The 19,518-nt window shown below is 43.6% G+C and carries 10 protein-coding genes; all 10 read left to right on the top strand.

Translation table 11 applies throughout. The features are described from left to right. Positions 1-410: 410 nt before the first annotated feature. Positions 411-3,950 carry an S-layer homology domain-containing protein gene (locus tag MHB85_RS28210; protein WP_341074034.1) on the top strand — a complete coding sequence of 1,180 codons (3,540 nt, stop codon included), beginning with the start codon at positions 411-413 and terminating at the stop codon, positions 3,948-3,950. A 140-nt stretch (positions 3,951-4,090) separates the two neighbouring features. Then, the gene (locus tag MHB85_RS28205) at positions 4,091-4,657 is read left to right on the top strand and encodes a hypothetical protein (protein WP_341074033.1); all 567 of its coding nucleotides are present in this window, start codon (positions 4,091-4,093) and stop codon (positions 4,655-4,657) included. A 107-nt stretch (positions 4,658-4,764) separates the two neighbouring features. After that, positions 4,765-7,413, top strand: coding sequence for a hypothetical protein (locus MHB85_RS28200; protein WP_341074032.1), 2,649 nt, complete (start codon positions 4,765-4,767; stop codon positions 7,411-7,413). A gap of 135 nt (positions 7,414-7,548) precedes the next feature. Next, the gene (locus tag MHB85_RS28195) at positions 7,549-8,142 is read left to right on the top strand and encodes a hypothetical protein (protein WP_341074031.1); all 594 of its coding nucleotides are present in this window, start codon (positions 7,549-7,551) and stop codon (positions 8,140-8,142) included. Between the two features lie 148 nt (positions 8,143-8,290). Further along, positions 8,291-8,563: an alpha/beta-type small acid-soluble spore protein gene (locus MHB85_RS28190; RefSeq protein ID WP_017691962.1), complete on the top strand. Its 273-nt coding sequence runs from the start codon at positions 8,291-8,293 to the stop codon at positions 8,561-8,563. A gap of 255 nt (positions 8,564-8,818) precedes the next feature. Further along, positions 8,819-10,021 (top strand): methionine adenosyltransferase, encoded by a 1,203-nt coding sequence (gene metK / locus MHB85_RS28185; RefSeq protein WP_036612510.1) that lies wholly within the window; start codon positions 8,819-8,821, stop codon positions 10,019-10,021. Positions 10,022-10,230: 209 nt separating this feature from the next. Beyond that, positions 10,231-14,013, top strand: a complete 3,783-nt coding sequence (locus MHB85_RS28180; protein WP_341074030.1) for an S-layer homology domain-containing protein — start codon at positions 10,231-10,233, stop codon at positions 14,011-14,013. Positions 14,014-14,141: 128 nt separating this feature from the next. Beyond that, on the top strand, positions 14,142-15,353 hold the full coding sequence (locus MHB85_RS28175) for a stalk domain-containing protein (protein WP_341074029.1): 1,212 nt from the start codon (positions 14,142-14,144) through the stop codon (positions 15,351-15,353). Between the two features lie 230 nt (positions 15,354-15,583). Then, a complete protein-coding gene (locus MHB85_RS28170; protein ID WP_341074027.1) occupies positions 15,584-18,307 on the top strand; it encodes a stalk domain-containing protein in 2,724 nt (907 codons plus the stop codon). A gap of 47 nt (positions 18,308-18,354) precedes the next feature. Next, positions 18,355-19,515 (top strand): sensor histidine kinase, encoded by a 1,161-nt coding sequence (locus MHB85_RS28165; protein ID WP_074092506.1) that lies wholly within the window; start codon positions 18,355-18,357, stop codon positions 19,513-19,515. The last annotated feature ends 3 nt before the right edge of the window (positions 19,516-19,518 follow it).

Here is a 19,518-nt window from a genome sequence, read left to right as displayed (position 1 = left end):
GTTGGTAGCACAGACAAACCAGAGATCACAATTCCAGATTCACTGCTGTATCAACGGTTTGAAAAGGTTTTGAATGACTTTAATACCCGCACTGTACCTATACATAAAAAAAATCAAAACTTTTTTTGTGCAATCCGCAACTTTTTGAAATCTACTGCGTTTAAAGTGTAGAGTCGAAAACATTGGGCCTGTTACCAAGAATGACCTCGTGAAGAATCTTGTCTATTTTTTAGAAAAAATTGCTTTACGGCACGAGAGACCCATTGTATAATACGTAAGGTAGGATTAGGAAACTACTCTATTTACGTGTGATTCTGATTTACAAACTAGTTTACAAGTTTCTGTGATATGCTCACAGACATCATTTATATTAACTTGCTCACAACTCTGGAAAGGGGGTGCAACAATATATGAGGAATACGAGCGACCCTATTAAAAAAGAAAATTCAAATGTTATGAACGCCCAAGGAGGAGAAAAAAAGGTTATGAAGAAAATTTTATCCGTAGCATTGTCTACAGCAATGGCATTCTCAATGTTTGCATCTGTAGCATTCGGTGACACAGCAGTTTCCCCGCAACAACAGTTTGATGCATTGAAAGCAAAAGGTATCTTTAACGGTTATCCGGATGGTACAGCAGGTCTTGACAAAGACATGACTCGCGCTGAGTTTGCAAAAGTTATCACTAAATTGCTGGGTCTGAAAGAGATCACTGGAACTCTTTCTTACACTGACAAAAACTACACAGCTAAAAACTGGGCTGTACCTTACATCGAAGCAGTAACTGCTGCTGGTATCATGGAAGGTAAAAACGTTGAGAAGAAAATCTTCGACTTCAACGGTAAAGTGACTGTGTCCGAGATGGCTACAATCCTGACTCGTGCATTGGATCTTGAAATCCCAGCTGAAACAAACAACACTGCTCCAGCTTGGGCTAAAGGTTATGTTCAAGCAGCAATCAACGCTGGTTTGGTTGATGCAAACACTAACTTCACAGCTAACGCTTCCCGTGAATTGCTTGTAGGCGCTGCTTACGCAATTGACGAAGCACAAAGCTTGAAAGTATCTTCTTACACAGTAACTGAAGGTGGAAAAGTTGTTGAATTCAAAATCAGCGACGGCGAAACTGTAAAAGTTACTTTGGATAAAGCTCTTGAAGCTAACAAAGAAACTGAAGTGAAATTTACTTACAAAGAAAAATCTTTCACTGAAAAAGTTACTTATGTTGTAGAAGCTGCAACTAAAGTACAATCCGCTTCTTCTGTTAACCTGAAAGAAGTAGACGTTGCTTTTGACGGTAAAGTAGACAAAGCTACTGCAACTGACAAAAACAACTACACAGTGGACAGCAATTCTAAAGGAATCAAATCCATCACTTTGTTGGCTGACGGTAAAACAGCACGCCTGTTGTTGAACGAATCCAGCAAACTCACGCAAGGTACTACTTACAAAGTAGTTGTTAAAAACGTGAAATCTTCTACTGGTACTGTATTGCCACAAGGTGAAGTTTCCTTCACATCTGCTGACAACACTCTGCCTACAGTAACTGAAGTAAAAGCTCTGGGAACTAAAGTTATCAAAGTAACTTTCTCTGAGCCAATCGTAGCTCCGACAAGCAGCAACTTCCAATTGGATGACAAAGCTTATGTGGGTGCTGTAACTTTGGGAGCTAACCAACGTGAAGTGATCTTGCGTGACTACACAGGAACTATTTCTGAAGGTGCACACAAACTGACTACTTCTTTGGTTGAAGACTTTGCTGGTTTGAAATCTCTGTCTGCAACAACTGATTTCACTGTAGCAGCTGATACTGAAGGTCCTAAAGTGACTGAAGTTTCTGCAACATTGGAAAAAGTAACAGTTACTTTCGACGAAGAAATTGATCCAGATTCCGTAACTAACGACAGCTTCTACTGGAAGTCTGGCGATACTAAGAAAACTGGTACAGTAACTCAAGTTTCTTCTAACGTTTATGAAGTTCAATTTACTTCCGATAATCGCTTGCCTGGATATGAGTCCACTTTGTTTGTAGAAGTAAAAGACTATTCCGGTAATGCTAATGCTGTGAAAGAACACAAAATCAACGCAACTGTTGACTTGGTTCGTCCACAAGTAGTTGAAGTTGCATACGGAAGCCGTGTTTCTAACAAACTGACAGTTCGTTTTGATAAAGCTGTTGAAATCAAATCAACTGACAGAGAATTCTTCACAATTAAAAAAGGTAACGACACAATTCCAGTAAGATCCATTGAAAATGTTGATGGTAAAATCTTCAACCTGGAATTCTACAACAACCTTGAATACGGCACATACTCAATTAAAGTAGCTGGAGTTAAAGATACTACTGCTCTTGCAAATACTGTAGTTGAATACAATGGCACTTTCATTGCTAGTGACTACAATGCACCTGTACTTAAAGGTGAAGTAGATGCTAACAATAGTAGCCGCAAAGTAACACTGAACTTTGACAGAGATATGGACCTTGCAAGATTGAACAATGCTAACAACTACTACATCAAGTTCACTAAAGAAGGTTCTAATGTTACTGAACAACGTTCGTTGCCAGCTGATGTTAGAGTAAATGCTGTAAATGGTGGTAAATCAGTTACATTGTTGTTCCCTGAATTCATTGATGGAACAAGAGTTACATTTGGATCAACTGGTTCTGTATCCAGCGTTACTGTTACAGGATTACAGTCTAGAAATGGCCAAAATGTAGCGATCCAAGATTTCGCAACAGTAGTTAACCCTCTTGCTGTGAAAACTGTTACACAAAAAGATACTAAAACTTTCGAAGTTGAGTTCAATAAAGTTGTTGCAAATGCAACTACTTCTGACTTCAGAGTAGGTAACTCAATTCCTTCTTCAGTTTCAATTGATGGAACTAAAGTTACATTGAAAACAACTACTGAGTTCTCCACAGGAACTTCTGTAACAGTACTTGCTAACCGTGCTCAGTCTTACTCTGAGAACGTGCTCGCAACTGAATTCAGCACTAATACTACTAATGCTGTTGCTCCAAAAGTTGCAGTAAGTAACAGTGCACCACTTCCACAAGTTGATCAATCTGTGAAAATTCCTTTCACTGTGAAACTTGCTACTCTATACAAAGGTGCTAACATTGAGGGAGATATTGCAAGTGATTTGATCGTTACAAGAATTGGAGAAAATGCTGCTAGTCCGTTGGTTGCTAAAGTAGACTATACTACTGTGGTTGATACAGCTGACACTTCTGGTAGAACAGTTCTTGTGAAATTCTTGAATACAAATTACAACGACGAGTATTCAATCAAAATCAAAAAAGATCCTAGCTACATCCGTGCCTTCAGCGATGCTGAAAAAGTTGCTGCTGAGTCAGACACTTACACTACATCTACAAACAACTGGGAGAACGCTACACCGGTAGATATCTCTACAGCGAAGTACACTGCGACTACTCCAGGAGCGGTTGCTACAGATACTGTCGGTGGATTGGTGATCTCTGCTAAAAACGTAGGTACTGCAGCGAATGATACTGAATTCAAAATCGACGTTCGTCCTACTCAAACAAACAAGGTAGTTATTAACGGGTCTTCTATCTTCGTTAAAGATAACACTGTAACTAATCAAGATGTTATTGATTTCCTCGTTGATGCTGACTTTGGTTATGATGTAAAACTTGTTGCTCCTGCAGATGGAACTGCTGCTGTTACTACAGGTGACTTCAAACTGGCTGATGGCGTTGATTCAGTTGGTAATGTAGTTGTAGTATTCAACAATGATGTTACTAAAGTTGAAAATGTTACTGTTGATGGTAAACCATATGCAGCTGATGTTGCAAAACTTGGTACTGACAATAAAACATTGACAATTAATGTTAACAAAGAAGCTGTAGTTGGTAAAACTGTATCGGTTAAAGCAACAGATACAAAAGGTCAATTCGTTACTATTACTAAAGTTGTTACTAACTAATAACTTATGTTAAAAAACACATCAGGAGAGATTCCTCTCCTGATGTGTTTTTTTTGTTTGAAATTAACAATATCGTGACCTTCTCTCCCTCTTAAACGTTTATACTATAAAGCAACAAGCAACTTATGGGAGGTTTGGAAGTGGATCATAAAAAGGTCATGATGACTTTGTTGGCAAGCATGTCGTTGATCAGTTCAAGTGGAGGAATTGCAGCTGCTGCGAATACAGATAATGCATCGAGTGATTCATTAATTATCAATAACGATGATTATATAATCCTGAAGAACTCTGAAGGCATGGCAAGAACATATTTTGTGAGTAAGATTTCACCCAATTATGAATCAATTGCAGAAGGTTTTAATGTATGGGCTCCTATAGTAAGTCTCGAAGTTGGAACGAAAATTCCCCAAATTAACAAACAGATCGAAATTCCATTTACACAAGACCTTGATACAACTAATCAAGAGTTTTATGCAAGTGACTTGATTATCAGGCAACTGTCTCAAGTGAACGTTCCTACATTAATTCCAATGATCGATTACACTACAGTAGTTGAGGGTAATAGTATTATTGTCACTTTTTTAGCAGATTACACGGATGAATATGCGGTTCAAGTTAAGGACTCTAGTTTCATTCGTGCCAATGGAATCCCAGCTTCACAGTCAGAAGTCTTCACAACAACTAGAAATGTTCAGGTAATAGAGTAATAGAAAAGCAACTATTGCTTTGTAATAAATCCAACAACATCGTAACTTTCTCGCATTCCCAAACGTTTATACTATAAAGCAACAAGCAACTTATGGGAGGTTTGGAAGTGGATCATAAAAAGGTCATAACGACTTTGATAACTAGTATGTTATTCATCAGTTCAAGTGGAGGTTTAGTAGCTGCAGCAAGTACACCAGCTAACTCAGGTAAACCTGCTACAAATAACAGCGCAACAACTAAGAAGCAACAGACAACAACCACGAACAAAGTCGTACATACCCTGGATAAGGTACCTGCGGTTAAAGTGACCGCACGGAGTACCGTGAAATTAACCGACGTCAATATTTTGTCTCAAGACGATGGGAATACAGTGACGTATACACTGACGTATAAAAATAATGACAGCACACCGATGATGATGCTCGATTATTGGAGCAAAGTGAAAACAAAAGGTGGAACAAGCTTCTCTCCAAAGCTGATCGCTAAGGATCAGGAGAAAAAGACGGTATCACCGGGTTCCACGGTGGATCTCACATACGTTATGAAGGTTGGACGTGAAGTGAAATTAAGTGATCTGAACTTCCTGATTGTAAAGTGGGATTTCAGTAAACCAAATTATGAAAGCACGTTGGGGAAATTCAATGTTCCTGCTTCATATAGCATCACTACACCTGTAGGCAAAACGAAGACGGTTCGTTTGAGTGATTCAGCCGTCAAGGTTAAAGTCTCTGGTATTAAAGTTTATCCGGGTGAGAATAAGAAGCAATACGTCAAAGTCGGCGTAAACCTGAATAATATCAGTTACAAGCTGTTGGATAATCCAAACATCAAGTGGATTCTACGTACACCAGGTGGTACGAATTATCCGTTGACCCCGGATAAGGATAGTACAGGTGTCAACATTCAGGCACAGGCCAACAAAACGTTAAATTTAATGGCTTCATTGCCTACAGCATTGAAACTGGAAAAGTCCGAATTACTTCTTGTGGAAGAACAAGGTGAAGAGAAGACTGCTCTGCCAGTGGCTGCATTACAGCTTCCTGAAGCTAGCCAAACGAATGTAAACGTAGTAGCGAATCAACCGAACATTATCTCGATTGATGGACAACCTGTATCGACTCTTCTGGAATCTGCTCGTGTCCGTGGCGAGGATGAAGAGTTCGATCTAACGATGCAGTGGGTCATTAAGAACCAAGGGAAAAAAGAAGTTAAGGTTCCCAAATACGCATTAGAGATCCGTACAGAAGATGGTACTTCCTATCCGATCGAGACGAAGGCACTGGATGATCTGAAGTTGAAGCCAGGTGCGACTAAAACGATCAAACTGAACTCTACGATCCAAGGGAATGGGGATACCAGCAAAATCAAATTATATGCGATGACACCTACAACCAAAGATGAGAGCAAAGAAGGGGAGACGTCTGGCGGAGGCACGAGTGGCTTTGAGTTCTCCTATCCGGTTGGCATCTATGCTATTCCTGAATCCGTAACAAGTGGAGATGGACTTACGACAGAAACGGTAATTAAGAATAGTAAAGGTACATTCGGTGTATCTGTAGGCTCCTTGCAACGGCTCCCATGGACAGACAGTGATATTATTGCTGCCAAGGTCACCATCCGTAATGCATCGGCCAAAACGGTCCAATTGCCTGAACTGGAGGCAATGTTCACAATCGATTCTGCACGTATTGATGGAGATACGAAGCTGATTCGTGCAGAAGGCGGCAAGTTACTAGGTTCTGGTATGGTCACCGAAGCTTATCTCCTGACGAAGATTCCATCTGAACTCAATATGAGCCGTCTGGAATTAACTTTGCAGGAGAAAGTAAGTGAGGAAGAAAAGAACGATTGGATTACTCTTAGTACGTCCGGTTTAATTCAGCCCCTCTCTTATGTAGGCGAAGGGAAAACCTATACTCAAGGAACTGCAGATAAAGAAACAGAGCTGGGCATACGCAGAACATATGTGTATCCGGGATCTTCGTCCGATATTGTATACACTGAATTCGAGATGACGAATAAGTCTCTGCGTCAGAGTGGCCTTGCAAAGTTGGTAGGATACTACAAAACAGCAGATGGTCAATACTACAAAGCAACAGCTAAGCAGGCAAACCGTGTACCGGGACCAGGTCAGAAGAGTATCGTTACGTTCTGGGCCAAAGTGCCGAAGAGTGTGAAAACATTATCTGATATGCGTCTGATTGTAGGTGAAGGGGTTGCTGAAAACAAATTTGTAACCGGTGAAGGTGATGCAACGGCTTATGTTAATGCCATGTCATTTGAAGTACAGCCGAAATCATTATCTGTTCTATCTTCTCTGAATGATATCGACTTGTATCCGTTCAAATTCTCGGGCAGCAATATTAAAGCTTACCTTACAGGTGGAACGGCAGTACAGATTGAGATGATCTACTCCTTAACACAGGAGGAAGCTGTGGATAGTGGAGAGTATGGACACAAGCTGATTCTGTCTCTAACCGATGGGTCAGGTAAAGTGTTTGATAAAGAGATCACACCAGGAACTGATCTGAAAACAGGCATTAACCAGACGCTGAACTGGAGTATTGATGATACGGTATTTGATAAAATACGTGGTGGCTCATATCGCGTAGCCTTGTATGATGTTTTCGAAGGTCAACGAATTCGTCTTGCAGAACAAGGCTATAGTTACGATGTATCCAAACTGCCTAAAGAAGAACCGATCATCCCGGAGTTCCCGGAAGAGGGTTCTAATAATCCCAATAATAATCGGTAATTTGTACGCAAATTAAGATATTTTAAAGCTAAGACCTCGCTTCCATATCTACGGAAGCGAGGTTTTGCTTGTCGCATGTCTATTTTTTCTCTATAGTTAAAGTTAATAGATTACCAGAGGAGGAAAATGATTCACATGAAACCTTATATGAAAGTATCCCTCGCTGCGCTCGCCATTGGTGTTGGCGTCTGGGTTGGGTCGGTATACAGTAATACAGCCATCGGTGCAGGTACAAGCCAGCCAGGAACAGCAGATGATCCGGTTGTAACCAAGAGTTATGTAGATCAGCAGATCCAACAGGCTTTGGGTGGTAAAATCCCGACTGGAGGAGGTAGTACCAATACGGGAACAGATAGCAATGCAGGAAATGGTAACAACGCCGGCTCTACAGGAACCGGGAACTCCGGTAGCGCAGGTGGAGACACATCTCTTCCTCCACTGGTCTCGGGCGCTTCTGAAGCCGTTGAGATCGTAACGGTGAAGCCCGGTCAACAGCTGATCGGTAAGTCTGGCGCGGAGTTCATTGTACGGAGCGGCAAAGCTGTGATCGTCAGTGAAGGTACGAATGGTGTAGCTGATCTGACGGACGGGATTGACCTGACGAATGGACAGGCAGCGCCGACCAATCACCTGCTCTCTTTTCCAAGGGATGGACGGGGGATCACGGTATTGGAAGGAAACAAATACAGCTTAACTGTAATGGTTCGTGGTGGATATACTCTGAAATAGGATTTGTAGCTGTTAAAGGAATTATTCATTAGTTATACATTTCATTTGCTCAGATTACCCAGTTCTAACAAACATTAATACGGCTAGCCAGCCTTGTTCCTGCTCACTCTATAACTGTTGACAATCAATTAATGGAGGTGCAGGAATCATGGCTAGAAGCAATCGCAAAGTGGTACCCGAAAGTCGTCAAATGCTGGATCAGATGAAGTATGAGATTGCTGCAGAGTTTGGTCTCAATGTAGGTTATGGTGGCAGAGGTTTAGCTGGTGCGGATACAGAATTTGGATCTGAACTGGGTGAAGTGAGTGATCACTCCTATGGGCAATACAAAGGGTGGGGACATCTGACTTCCCGCGAGAATGGATCGGTTGGTGGAGAGATCACGAAAAGGCTAATTCGCCAGGCAGAACAGCACTTATAGGGCATTTTCCTTACCCCGTTTCGTTTGACACGTCTTGACAAATACGTTAAGATGGCACTTGAGGTATGCAACCTTTTCCACTAGGGAAAGGTTGATTTTCGTTTGAGGCAATTACCTGAAAAATCCTTATCTTCGGTACTGCGGACCCTGCGTCCTTATTCCATTTTGGAAAGCTTCGAGGGTACAGTGAACGAATCGCTGTCATGTTTTGTTCGGGCAATCGCCATACTACTAGTTATGGGAGGTTGAAACTTCATGTCTGTTAAAGGCCGGCATCTATTTACATCGGAGTCTGTAACTGAAGGACATCCGGATAAAATCTGCGATCAGATCTCAGACGCCGTATTGGACGCGTTTCTTGCAAACGACCCCAATGCTCGCGTAGCTTGCGAAGTTTCCGTAGCCACAGGCTTAGTGCTTGTCATCGGTGAAATCAGTTCAGCTTCTGAATACGTGGACATTCCGTCCATCGTTCGTAATACAATTAAGGATATAGGCTACACACGTGCCAAGTTCGGTTTTGATTATAACACTTGTGCAGTTCTGACTTCTCTGAATGAGCAGTCCGCTGATATTGCCCAAGGCGTTAACGCAGCGCTTGAGAACCGTGACCCGGAACAAGTCGCTCGTGAAACAGAAAACATTGGTGCAGGTGACCAAGGTTTGATGTTCGGTTTTGCAACGAACGAAACACCTGAACTCATGCCTTTGCCAATCGCTCTGTCCCACCGTATCGCGCGTCGTCTGGCGGAAGTGCGTAAGAACGGTACATTGGAATATCTTCGTCCGGATGGTAAAACGCAAGTAACGATTGAATACGACGGTGACAAACCGGTACGTGTGGATACAATCGTTGTGTCTACTCAGCATGCTGAAGAGACTACGCTGGAGCAGATCCAAAAAGATATCAAAGAACATGTAATCTTGCCTGTTGTTCCAGCTGGATTGCTGGATGAGCAGACTAAATATTTCATCAACCCAACAGGACGCTTCGTTATTGGCGGACCTCAGGGAGATGCAGGCCTTACTGGACGTAAAATCATCGTAGATACCTATGGCGGTTATGCACGTCACGGCGGTGGTGCGTTCTCTGGTAAAGATCCAACAAAAGTAGACCGCTCCGCAGCATATGCGGCACGTTACGTAGCGAAAAACCTTGTAGCTGCAGGTCTTGCAGACAAAGTTGAAATCCAGCTCGCTTACGCGATTGGTGTAGCCAACCCGGTATCGATCAATGTGGATACATACGGAACAGGCAAAGTCAGCGAAGAGAAATTGGTTGAGCTTGTGCGCAACAACTTTGATCTTCGTCCGGCTGGCATCATTCGTATGCTGGATCTGCGTCGCCCAATTTACAAACAAACCGCTGCTTACGGTCACTTCGGCCGTACAGACCTGGATGTACCTTGGGAGCAAGTGGATAAAGTAGACCTTTTGAAAACTCAAGCAGGTCTGTAAGTTAGGTGCAATAGTAATGGAGCCCTTGATTCCGTTAAGGAATTAAGGGCTTTTTTGTGCTTCCATCGATTTCACTGCTTGTCATGGACAAAGGGAAAAATTATGGAATAAATCCCCAAATAACTAAATGAAATCCCTTCTCTAACCGAAATACATAATGAGGTCTGTACATCAGACAGGAGAAGAAATGCAGATAAGGGGGAAGATCAGTGGAATTGAAGAGAATTGCAAGAAAAGGCATGCTCGGAATCTTAATTGTTATGCTGACGGCTCAAGGATGGCTTACGGGTTGGAGTGGAGTCGAGCAGGAAGCATATGCTGCACACGCATTAAGTGCAAATGGAATAACGAATACTGTTCCTGCGGTGAAAGGAACGAATGTCGATAGTTCAGTACCATTCGTTATTGATTTTGATAAACCTGTTCAGAAGGCACCGGGTACACAAAGTTCAATCTTGATTAAACGTTTGGATGACAATACAACGATGGGTTCGGTGCTGGTATCCAGTGAACAAGTCGTGATTGATCCCACACCACCGATTACAGATCCTACGACACCGGATGCGGGAGACAACACACCTGTACCAGCTACTGGCCTACGAGTGACGATTACACTGGGCAAGACTTTACCGGGAGCAACATACTACGTAGAGATAGATAATAAATCATTTGTTTACGCAGACAATACTCCATTTCCAGGACTGACTAACAAAGAGTGGACCTTCAGTGCTCTGGGGCTAGGCTCAACTTCTCTTGTGAGTAGAGTTCCTGATAACGCAGCAATGGTATCTCCTTCAACTAAGGTAGTGATGACATTCGATAAGCCCGTAACCGCAGGTAGAGGGAATCTCATTATTTATCAGGGAAGAGTTGGTGGTACTGTATTTGAGCAGATTCCAGTAAACGCAGGAACACCTCGAATTACAGGTTTTGGAACCAATACGATTACGATCGTTCCCACGAATAACTGGAACAACAACACTACATATTACATCGTAATGCCAGAAGGTTATTTGAGGGATAGCAATGAGAATGATATCAGTGCAATTAGTGGGAATGTTTGGGGATTCAATATCATATCCGATCCGACGTCCCTCATGGTATCTACTGTATCTCCAGCAAACGGTACTACCAATGCACCATTAACGGGAAATTTAACAGTTACGTTCAACAAAGAACTTGATCCGAATTACATTCAGAATGTAACGCTCAAAAAATCAAATGGAGCAACCGTTGCATCCAAGACAGCCATTAATAGTTCAAATAATAGACAATTGCTGATTACACCTGCGAACGCATTGGACAGCAACACGAATTATGTGGTAGACATCCCAGCCAATACGTTTCGTGATAAAGCAGGAAATACATTTACAGGCCTTAATGGGTCTACATCATGGGCCTTTAAAACATTAAGTGCAGATACAACTGCACCTGTGTTGAAGAATGCTAAGATGCATAGCAATAACACCATTCGCCTGACTTATGATGAGTGGCTGTACAGCACTAATTCGCTGAGTAGTACTTATGCTGTAACTGTAAATGGTGAAAAGAGGAATGTCAGCTCCACTTATATCTCAGGCGACAGTGTATATGTTGTCTTGGATACGGGTGTAGCCGTAGGACAAATTGTGCGTATCACTTATGCGCCGGGGACTACAGGTAATCGTCTTACAGACCAGTCTTCCAACGCTGCGGCTGCTTTTGGCGCAAGAGATGTGGAGAACGGTTTAGACTCTGTCATGTCCAAGCCGCGAGAAGGTAACGTGTATTACAGTACAATGACGTTGTACTACCCTGAGACGGTATATATCACTTCAAGTGATGCGGCAAGACAATTCAGTGTAACTGCGGATCAGTCGGCTGTAGGCATTAATAGCATCTCGGTTAACAATAGCTCGGTTGTGACGTTGAATCTCAGTCGATCCGTTACAGATGGTGAAGTCGTTCGTGTTGCATACACGCCAGGTTCATGGCCTGTAAAAGATACACGTGGACAGGCTCTTGCTGGATTCAGCGGCTTCTATGTCCGTAATTCAATTGATACCAAACCACCTGAGTTTAAGAGTGCTGAGGTGAGTGGTAACAAGTTATGGATGCGTTACAATGAACCACTGAACACGACGAATAAACCGCTCAACAGCCAATATTCTGTTCTGGTCGATGGTAAGCCAGTCTTCGTTAATGATTCCGAGATCGAAAATGATCTGGTTACGTTAACGCTGGCTTCAGCGGTGAAGGATACACAAAATATATCTCTATCATATGTACCTGGGGCATTGCGATTAACGGATCTGAACAATAACCCAGCAGGATATCTCAATCTGACTCCAGTAACGTACACATATGGAAATGGCAAAATCCTTTCGGCTACGCTTCAGGGAGACACGGTTCAGATTAATTTCCGTGATTCAATCCAGTCCCAGGCTGCACTAACAGCATCTCAGTTCAGTGTAGTGATTGGTAATTCAACCACAACTGTATTGTCTGCTTCAGCTTCTGGCTCTGTGGTGACGTTGAAAGTGGATACTTCAGCAGTAACATCGACAGCTACTCAGACGGGAACGGTGAGTTATGTACCTGGGGCAGTGCCGTTACGGGATGCGTCGAATGTCACGATAACAGCATTTGGTCCACTTACGTTACAACAGACGAATAATAGTTCGAACAATAATCAGTCGGGAAACCGTCCTTCCTGGTTGTCGGAATTGGATGCAACGAGCTATGGTCAGTCTTTACTTGTGATGAATAATACTACGGCTTCTGCTGTATCTGCGATGTCCCACTATAATCGGCCGACTCGTCAATTCAACGTGGATGCAACCAAGTTGATTCAGTCCTTTGAATACGCTGGAGCAATCGGGAAATTGACTCAGCCGGTGGTATTTGAGATTCCGGACAGTGAATCGGCTGCGTATGTTGGATTCCCATTAAATGCACTGACTCAGATTGCTGCAAGTTATCGCACAGGCACTATTGGTGTGAAGTATGGCGATCTTCTCTGGACGGTGCCGCTGTCTAATTTAGATATGGCGGCTATGAGTCGGAGTGTAGGAACGTCAAACACAAGTACAACGACAGGAGCAACGGTTCCATCCTTATACGTTCAGTTAGAGACGGTACCTGTCTCTTCATCGGGGACGATGGAAGGCTTGATTGCAGGTGCAGGAGCGCAGAAGCTTGGCAACTATACGGACGTATATTTGTATGCCGGTAATGGAACAAGCGATCAACGTGTAGATCAGAATATCAAAAGCCAACTGGCCATGCAATTGGCTGCCAATACCCCAAGTGTAACATCTGGATTTACGTATATCGATCCAGTTACGTTTAGGTTATCCAATGTACCTAGTTCCTTTAAAAATACGACAGGTGGTGTAGTTGTTCAAGGACAGCTGAATGGCAATCAGTCAGTAGTCCCTGTTAACAACATCGTTAGTTATCCGGATACGGCGTCACACTGGGCTAGTGAGGTCATTAAGGAGCTCTCTGCCAAATGGATAATTAACACACCGGGTGGTTCCTTCTACCGACCAAATGAGAACATAACACGTGCGGAATTTGCTGAATTGGTCGCTAGAGGTCTAGGACTGAATGGAGAACCTACTGCAGCAAGTCGTTTCCAGGATGTTCGTAGCGGTAGTGTGACAAGTGCCTATATCGGTGCTGCTGCTGAAGCGGGAATCATTACAGGAAATACCGATGGTACGTTTAAGCCAGATCGCCCCATTACGCGTGAGCAGATGGCACTTATGATGGTACGTGCGATGAACTACGGTGGGAAAACAGTCTCTCTTCAATCTTCGGCTGCTACCACTCTATCCAAGTTCAAGGACAGCAACAAAATCCAGTCCAAGGATTCTGTTGCCAAAGCTGTGCAGGAGGGAATCATTCAAGGCATGACAGCCAGAACATTTGAACCTCAGGGAAATGCAACTCGTGCACAGGCAGCAGTGATGTTGAAGCGGGTTTTGGACAAATTAGGATATCTATAATAGTAATTAGCTCTTTATCTTAATGAAGCGAAATCGATCAGGGGAATAAGTTCAACTGGTTGGTTTCGCTTCTTTATATTATAAAGTCATAAATTTCATGGATAGAGGGTGTAAATTTGCTTTAAAAAATGCTAGTTTTTGTCCTCGTTCTGGGGTTAATATCTATACCATCACTGGCGTATGCTCAAGATAATAAAGAATCCATACAACTGTACGTAAATGAAAAGCCAACAAATATTAAACTGATGACAAAATCAGGAACGGTGTATGTTCCGTTTCGAGAGTTTATTCAACTAATGGGGTACCAAGCGGATTACTCAGTGGTAGATCGAGAGATCTCAGTTAAGATCGGGAAATCAAAATTTATCTTTCTACCGGACGATGGTTACATTAGTGGATCGGGAGATTACTACGAATTACAAAGGCCAGGTATTCAGATTGATGGAAAATTCTTTTTACCTATCCGTTATGCCGCCTGGTTAACCAAGCATGCGGTTAAGTATGATAAAAAGTCGAATACGGCGTGGATGGTGCAGTATGGGTATGGTCAAGAGAAAGAGATACTTGATTTGATAACAACATATGATAGAGCTTTCACTGTAGAACTACTAGCTTCAGATCATATGCAGAGATCTTATTTGACGGATAGTAAGATAGCACCCCAAGTGAGCGAAATCCCTGATCGAATCTACAATGTCGATATCACAAGCATTACATATGAATCTGCGAACCAGGCATTATTGTACGTTACTTATATTCATAATAATCAGGTAATGGACGACCAGCATGAGATCGTATTCAGAATTAAGAAAGAAAATAATATGTGGAAAATACTTCAGGATCGATATCTTTCCAGTAATACTACGCTTCCAGAAGATATCGATAAATCTGTACATACGATAAAAGAGAATTTTAATGAGAAGCAACAAAATGTCCTATCTGACCTCAGGCAATATTATAGAGCGTTTAATCAGAAAGACTTTGATTTAACGTATAAATACACTTCGCCATTTGATATTGGACGAATGAACGCAAATGCAGTTGATGAATGGAGAACATGGGAGCACATTACAAGAGCTTCCTTTGAGTATGGAGACACTACGTATCATATGTCTAATGAACGAGTCGTGTTTCTTGGGGAGAAGCAAGCTGTTGTCCATGCTACGATGCAATGGAGTAGTGTTTCAGAGAAGATAGAGCAACATAGTTCTGAATATAACGCACTAATCTATCTTGATTATGCCAATGGGCACTGGAATTATAGTGATGAATTTAACATTGATGCTAACTATGAAGAAACCAATAGAGAGTTACCTGAAATATTTTTTCCAGAATTATAATAGGATTCAACATAAATCAATATTGTTCTAGAACTCAGGTGTGCAGTTAATGCCGCGCCTGGGTTTCTTTTTGCCAAGAATACCCTCAAAGTTAGCTGGGGGCGTAACTTTTTCCACAAAAAGCAGTCTATTAATAGAAGAGTATACTAGAGATCTCGCTATCGGCTGCCCACTTGGCAGTGTTCGTGATGTCTAAGATTGATATACAAGATGGGAGAGACGTTTCAGACATGCTGGGGAAACATGAGAAACAGCTGGAAGACGTTAAGGGCAGTAAGGTGAAGAAATGGGCGATTGTGACGCTGGCGGGTGTGATCTGGATTGCACCGGTGATGAGCGCAGGTGGGCAGATGTGGTCAGGCACTTCGTGGCAATCGGTGGCCGCTGCAGCATCTACAAATACAAGCAAGTTGAGTGAAGAAATCCTGACTTCGGGTGCGAAGCTCATGAAATACAGATATACAACAACACGTTCCGGTTCCAAGGTCAACGTACTGGCGGATGTAGTCCAGGTGGATCTGCTGAACCCGTATGTGAAGCTGGATGTAATGACAGGCAAGGGCGGTAATCTGAACAGTAAACAGAGCACAGGTGCCATGGCCAAGGAAAACGGTGCAGTAGCTGCTGTAAATGGCGATTACTTCAATGTATCCGGGGAACTCTCGCCAATTGGTGGACAGGTCTCCGATGGCGTGCTGGTCTCCACACCTTCCGAACTGTCAGGCATGTATGCCCTCACGGTGACCAAGGATGGCAAACCGATGATCGACGAGTATTCTTTTGACGGAACTGTGAAGGCACAGGATGGTTCAACCTTTGCTTTGCGTGGGATAAATAAAGAGGATTATACGGTAGAGTCGGGTGCGGTGAAGTATAGTCATGCCAACTCGATGTATATTTATACACCGGCATGGACATCGAGCAAACGACCAAATGATCCTTCCACAACTCCAACAGAGGTTCTCGTGCAGAACGGAGTAATCACCCAAATCTCGGATAAAAAAGCGCTAAACATGACGGTGCCGAAGGATGGGTACATTTTGCGTGCGCATGGAACAGCGGCGACATGGATCATGAGCCATCTATCCGTTGGGCAAACCTTGGATGCGGATTACAAGCTAAAAGCCAAAACAACCGGGCAATCGGTTGATCCTAGTAACCTGGAGATGATGATTGGCGGTCATACCATTTTGGTGAACGGTGGAAAGGCAGCTTCCTTTTCCCGTGATATCGCATCTTCCGGCATTGGTGGCATTCGTGCCAGAACGGCAGTAGGATACTCCCAGGATGGTCGGTATGTCTACATCATCGCAGCGGAGAAAAACAGTAACAGCAGCGGGATGTCGCTGACGGAACTGCAATCCTTTATGACCAGTGTGGGTGTCTGGAAAGGCATGAACCTGGATGGAGGCGGCTCCACAACAATGGTAACACGTCCGTTGGGTGAGCAAACCGCTGGTCTGACGTTCAACACAGAGTATGGCACCGAGCAACGTCAGGTTGTAAACACGCTAGGTGTGTTCTCTACGGCTCCTGTAGGTAAACTGAAGGGCTTTGCCGTGAGTGGTAGCCAAACGTTGCTGGTGGGTCAAGAGGGCAAGTACACAGCCAAAGGATATGACACCTACTACAACCCGATCGCAACAGGCGATATCAGCATGTCCTGGAAGTCCAGCAACAACAGCATCGTGAGTGTCAGCAACGGTACAATCAAAGGCGTGAAGCCAGGCACAGCAACGCTGACGGCAACGAGCAATGGAGCTTCATCCTCGATTAAAGTATCGGTACTGGGTGGAAGTGAACTGGCTTCTCTGACAGCAGGATCAGGTCTCGGTTCGCTCCAAGCAGGCACAACGATGTCCATTCCTGTAACGGCAACAACGAAGAGCGGACAAAGTGTTACGGTTCCGGCAGACTCGCTGACATGGGAATTTATCGGGTTCAAAGGTAAAGTTACTGCTGACCAATTAACGGTATCTTCCGTTAATTCTGGTGCACAAGTAGGATATGCGATTGGTCGTTATGATGGTTACAGCACAGTCGTAGTACTCTCGGCTTCTGCAAGTGAAACGATCTGGGAGAACTTCGAAAACGTGAATTATCCGATTAACTTCACGACGAACGCAGCGGGTGTAACTGGTACGGCAACAGTCACAGCAGGAACTGGTGAAAAAGCCGGCTCCAATGTACTGCAACTCGGTTATGATATGACTGCTGGAACAGGCAAAATGTACGCTTATGCACAACTGAATGGCTCTACCGGTAGAGAGGTATCTGCTGCAGCTACATCGATGTCAATGGATGTTATGGGAGATAAAAGCCTGAACTGGTTACGTGCCGAATTTACGGATGCCAATGGCAAAACGGTATATGCCGATCTCGCCAAGGCAATTGACTGGAACGGGTGGAAGAAGCTGAGTGTGGACCTGAACGGACTGAACATCTCCTATCCGGCGAAGCTGAAGCGGGTCTATGTGGTGAACGTGGAGGAAGGTCAGGATGAGCGTGCGAAATCAGGTACGGTTGCTTTTGACAATATCGCATTCACGATGCCTTCCAAGTCCAGTGAAGTCGGATTGCCTACGGGTACAGCTTCGCTTGTGCTTGGACAGAAATCGATGACGGTGAACGGAACGAAAAAAGTGATTGATGCAGCACCGGTCCTGAAAAATGGTACAACGTATGTGCCAATCAAACATGTTTTGGACGCTTTTGGTGGTCAGGCAAGCTGGGATAGCAAAAATCAGCGGATCACGGTATTACGTGGTGGCAAGCTGATTGATCTGGTTGTAGGGCAGAAAGAATTCATTCTGAATGGTAAAAGACAGAGCGCAACTGTTGCACCATACGTAACGGGTGGTAGGACTTTAGTCCCACTTAGACTCGTTTCCGAGCAACTTGGTCTGACTGTAAAATGGGAACAGAAAACGAAGACCGTTACCATCTCATCGTGATATGGTATGATATATACCGGAAACGATAGAAATGGAGTCGAACAAACGTGGATTTACAAGCCGATGCCATAGACCGCGTCATTAAAAACGCCATACAAGTCATGGAAAACAGCAAATATCAAATGTTCGAAATTATGGACGCAACTCGCGATGAGCTGAAAACACTCAACGAGGAGTTAAAGTCGGTGCTGAAGGAAACGGCGGAAACGATCGAGAAAGTAGATCAATTGGAGCTGAACTACCGCCGTTCCCGGATCCGGCTGACTGAGGTTAGCCGCGACTTTGTCCGTTATTCCGAGCATGATATCAAGCAGGCGTATGAGAAAGCAACACAGCTGCAGCTGGATCTGATGATTTATCGTGAGAAGGAAATGTATCTGAAGGCCCGTCGGGATGATCTGCAGAAGCGTGCCAAAAATGTGGAAGCTTCTGTGGAGCGTGCCGAGACCATCGGTTCGCAGATGGGTGTTGTACTCGAATACCTGTCAGGTGAACTGGGTCAAGTGACCCGGATCATCGAATCTGCCAAAAATCGACAAATGATTGGTTTGAAAATAATTTTGGCCCAGGAAGAAGAGCGGAAACGTATTGCTCGTGAGATTCATGACGGGCCTGCGCAGATGCTCGCCAATCTAGTGCTTAGGACGGAAATTGTAGAAAGAATGCTCATTAAGCAGGATTTTAAGATGGTCCAGGCCGAAATAGTAGATTTGAAAGGCCAGGTTCGTTCCAGTCTTGAAGAAATGAGAAAAGTTATTTTCAATCTGCGTCCTATGGCACTGGATGATCTGGGACTGATTCCAACGCTTCGGAAGTATGTGCAGGATTTTGAGGTAAAAACGAAAATCCGGTCGCTTTTTGAAACAAGAGGTAAGGAACATCGTTTATCTTCAGCCATGGAGGCTGCAATCTACCGCCTCGTGCAGGAAGGTCTGTCGAATGCTGCAAAGCATGCTTATCCCACATATGTTGTAGTGGAAATTACGTACCAGGCTCAGCTCGTCAAAATTGTCGTTCAGGACAATGGGCTTGGGTTCAAACCGGAGCTTCTTGCCAAGAAAAGCAAGGATCATACCCACTTCGGTCTGATTGGGATGAGAGAACGGGTTGAACTGTTAGAAGGAAGAATAGAGATTGAATCCGGAGAAAATCAAGGAACCAAAATAGTGATTCATATCCCGACAAACGTGGATAAGGGAAAGGAGTAGCAG

Source organism: Paenibacillus sp. FSL K6-4396, assembly GCF_038002525.1.
Classification (GTDB): Bacteria; Bacillota; Bacilli; order Paenibacillales; family Paenibacillaceae; genus Paenibacillus; species Paenibacillus amylolyticus_B.
Note: the sequence above shows the minus strand (reverse complement) of the source record. Positions and strands in the feature narration are given on the sequence as shown.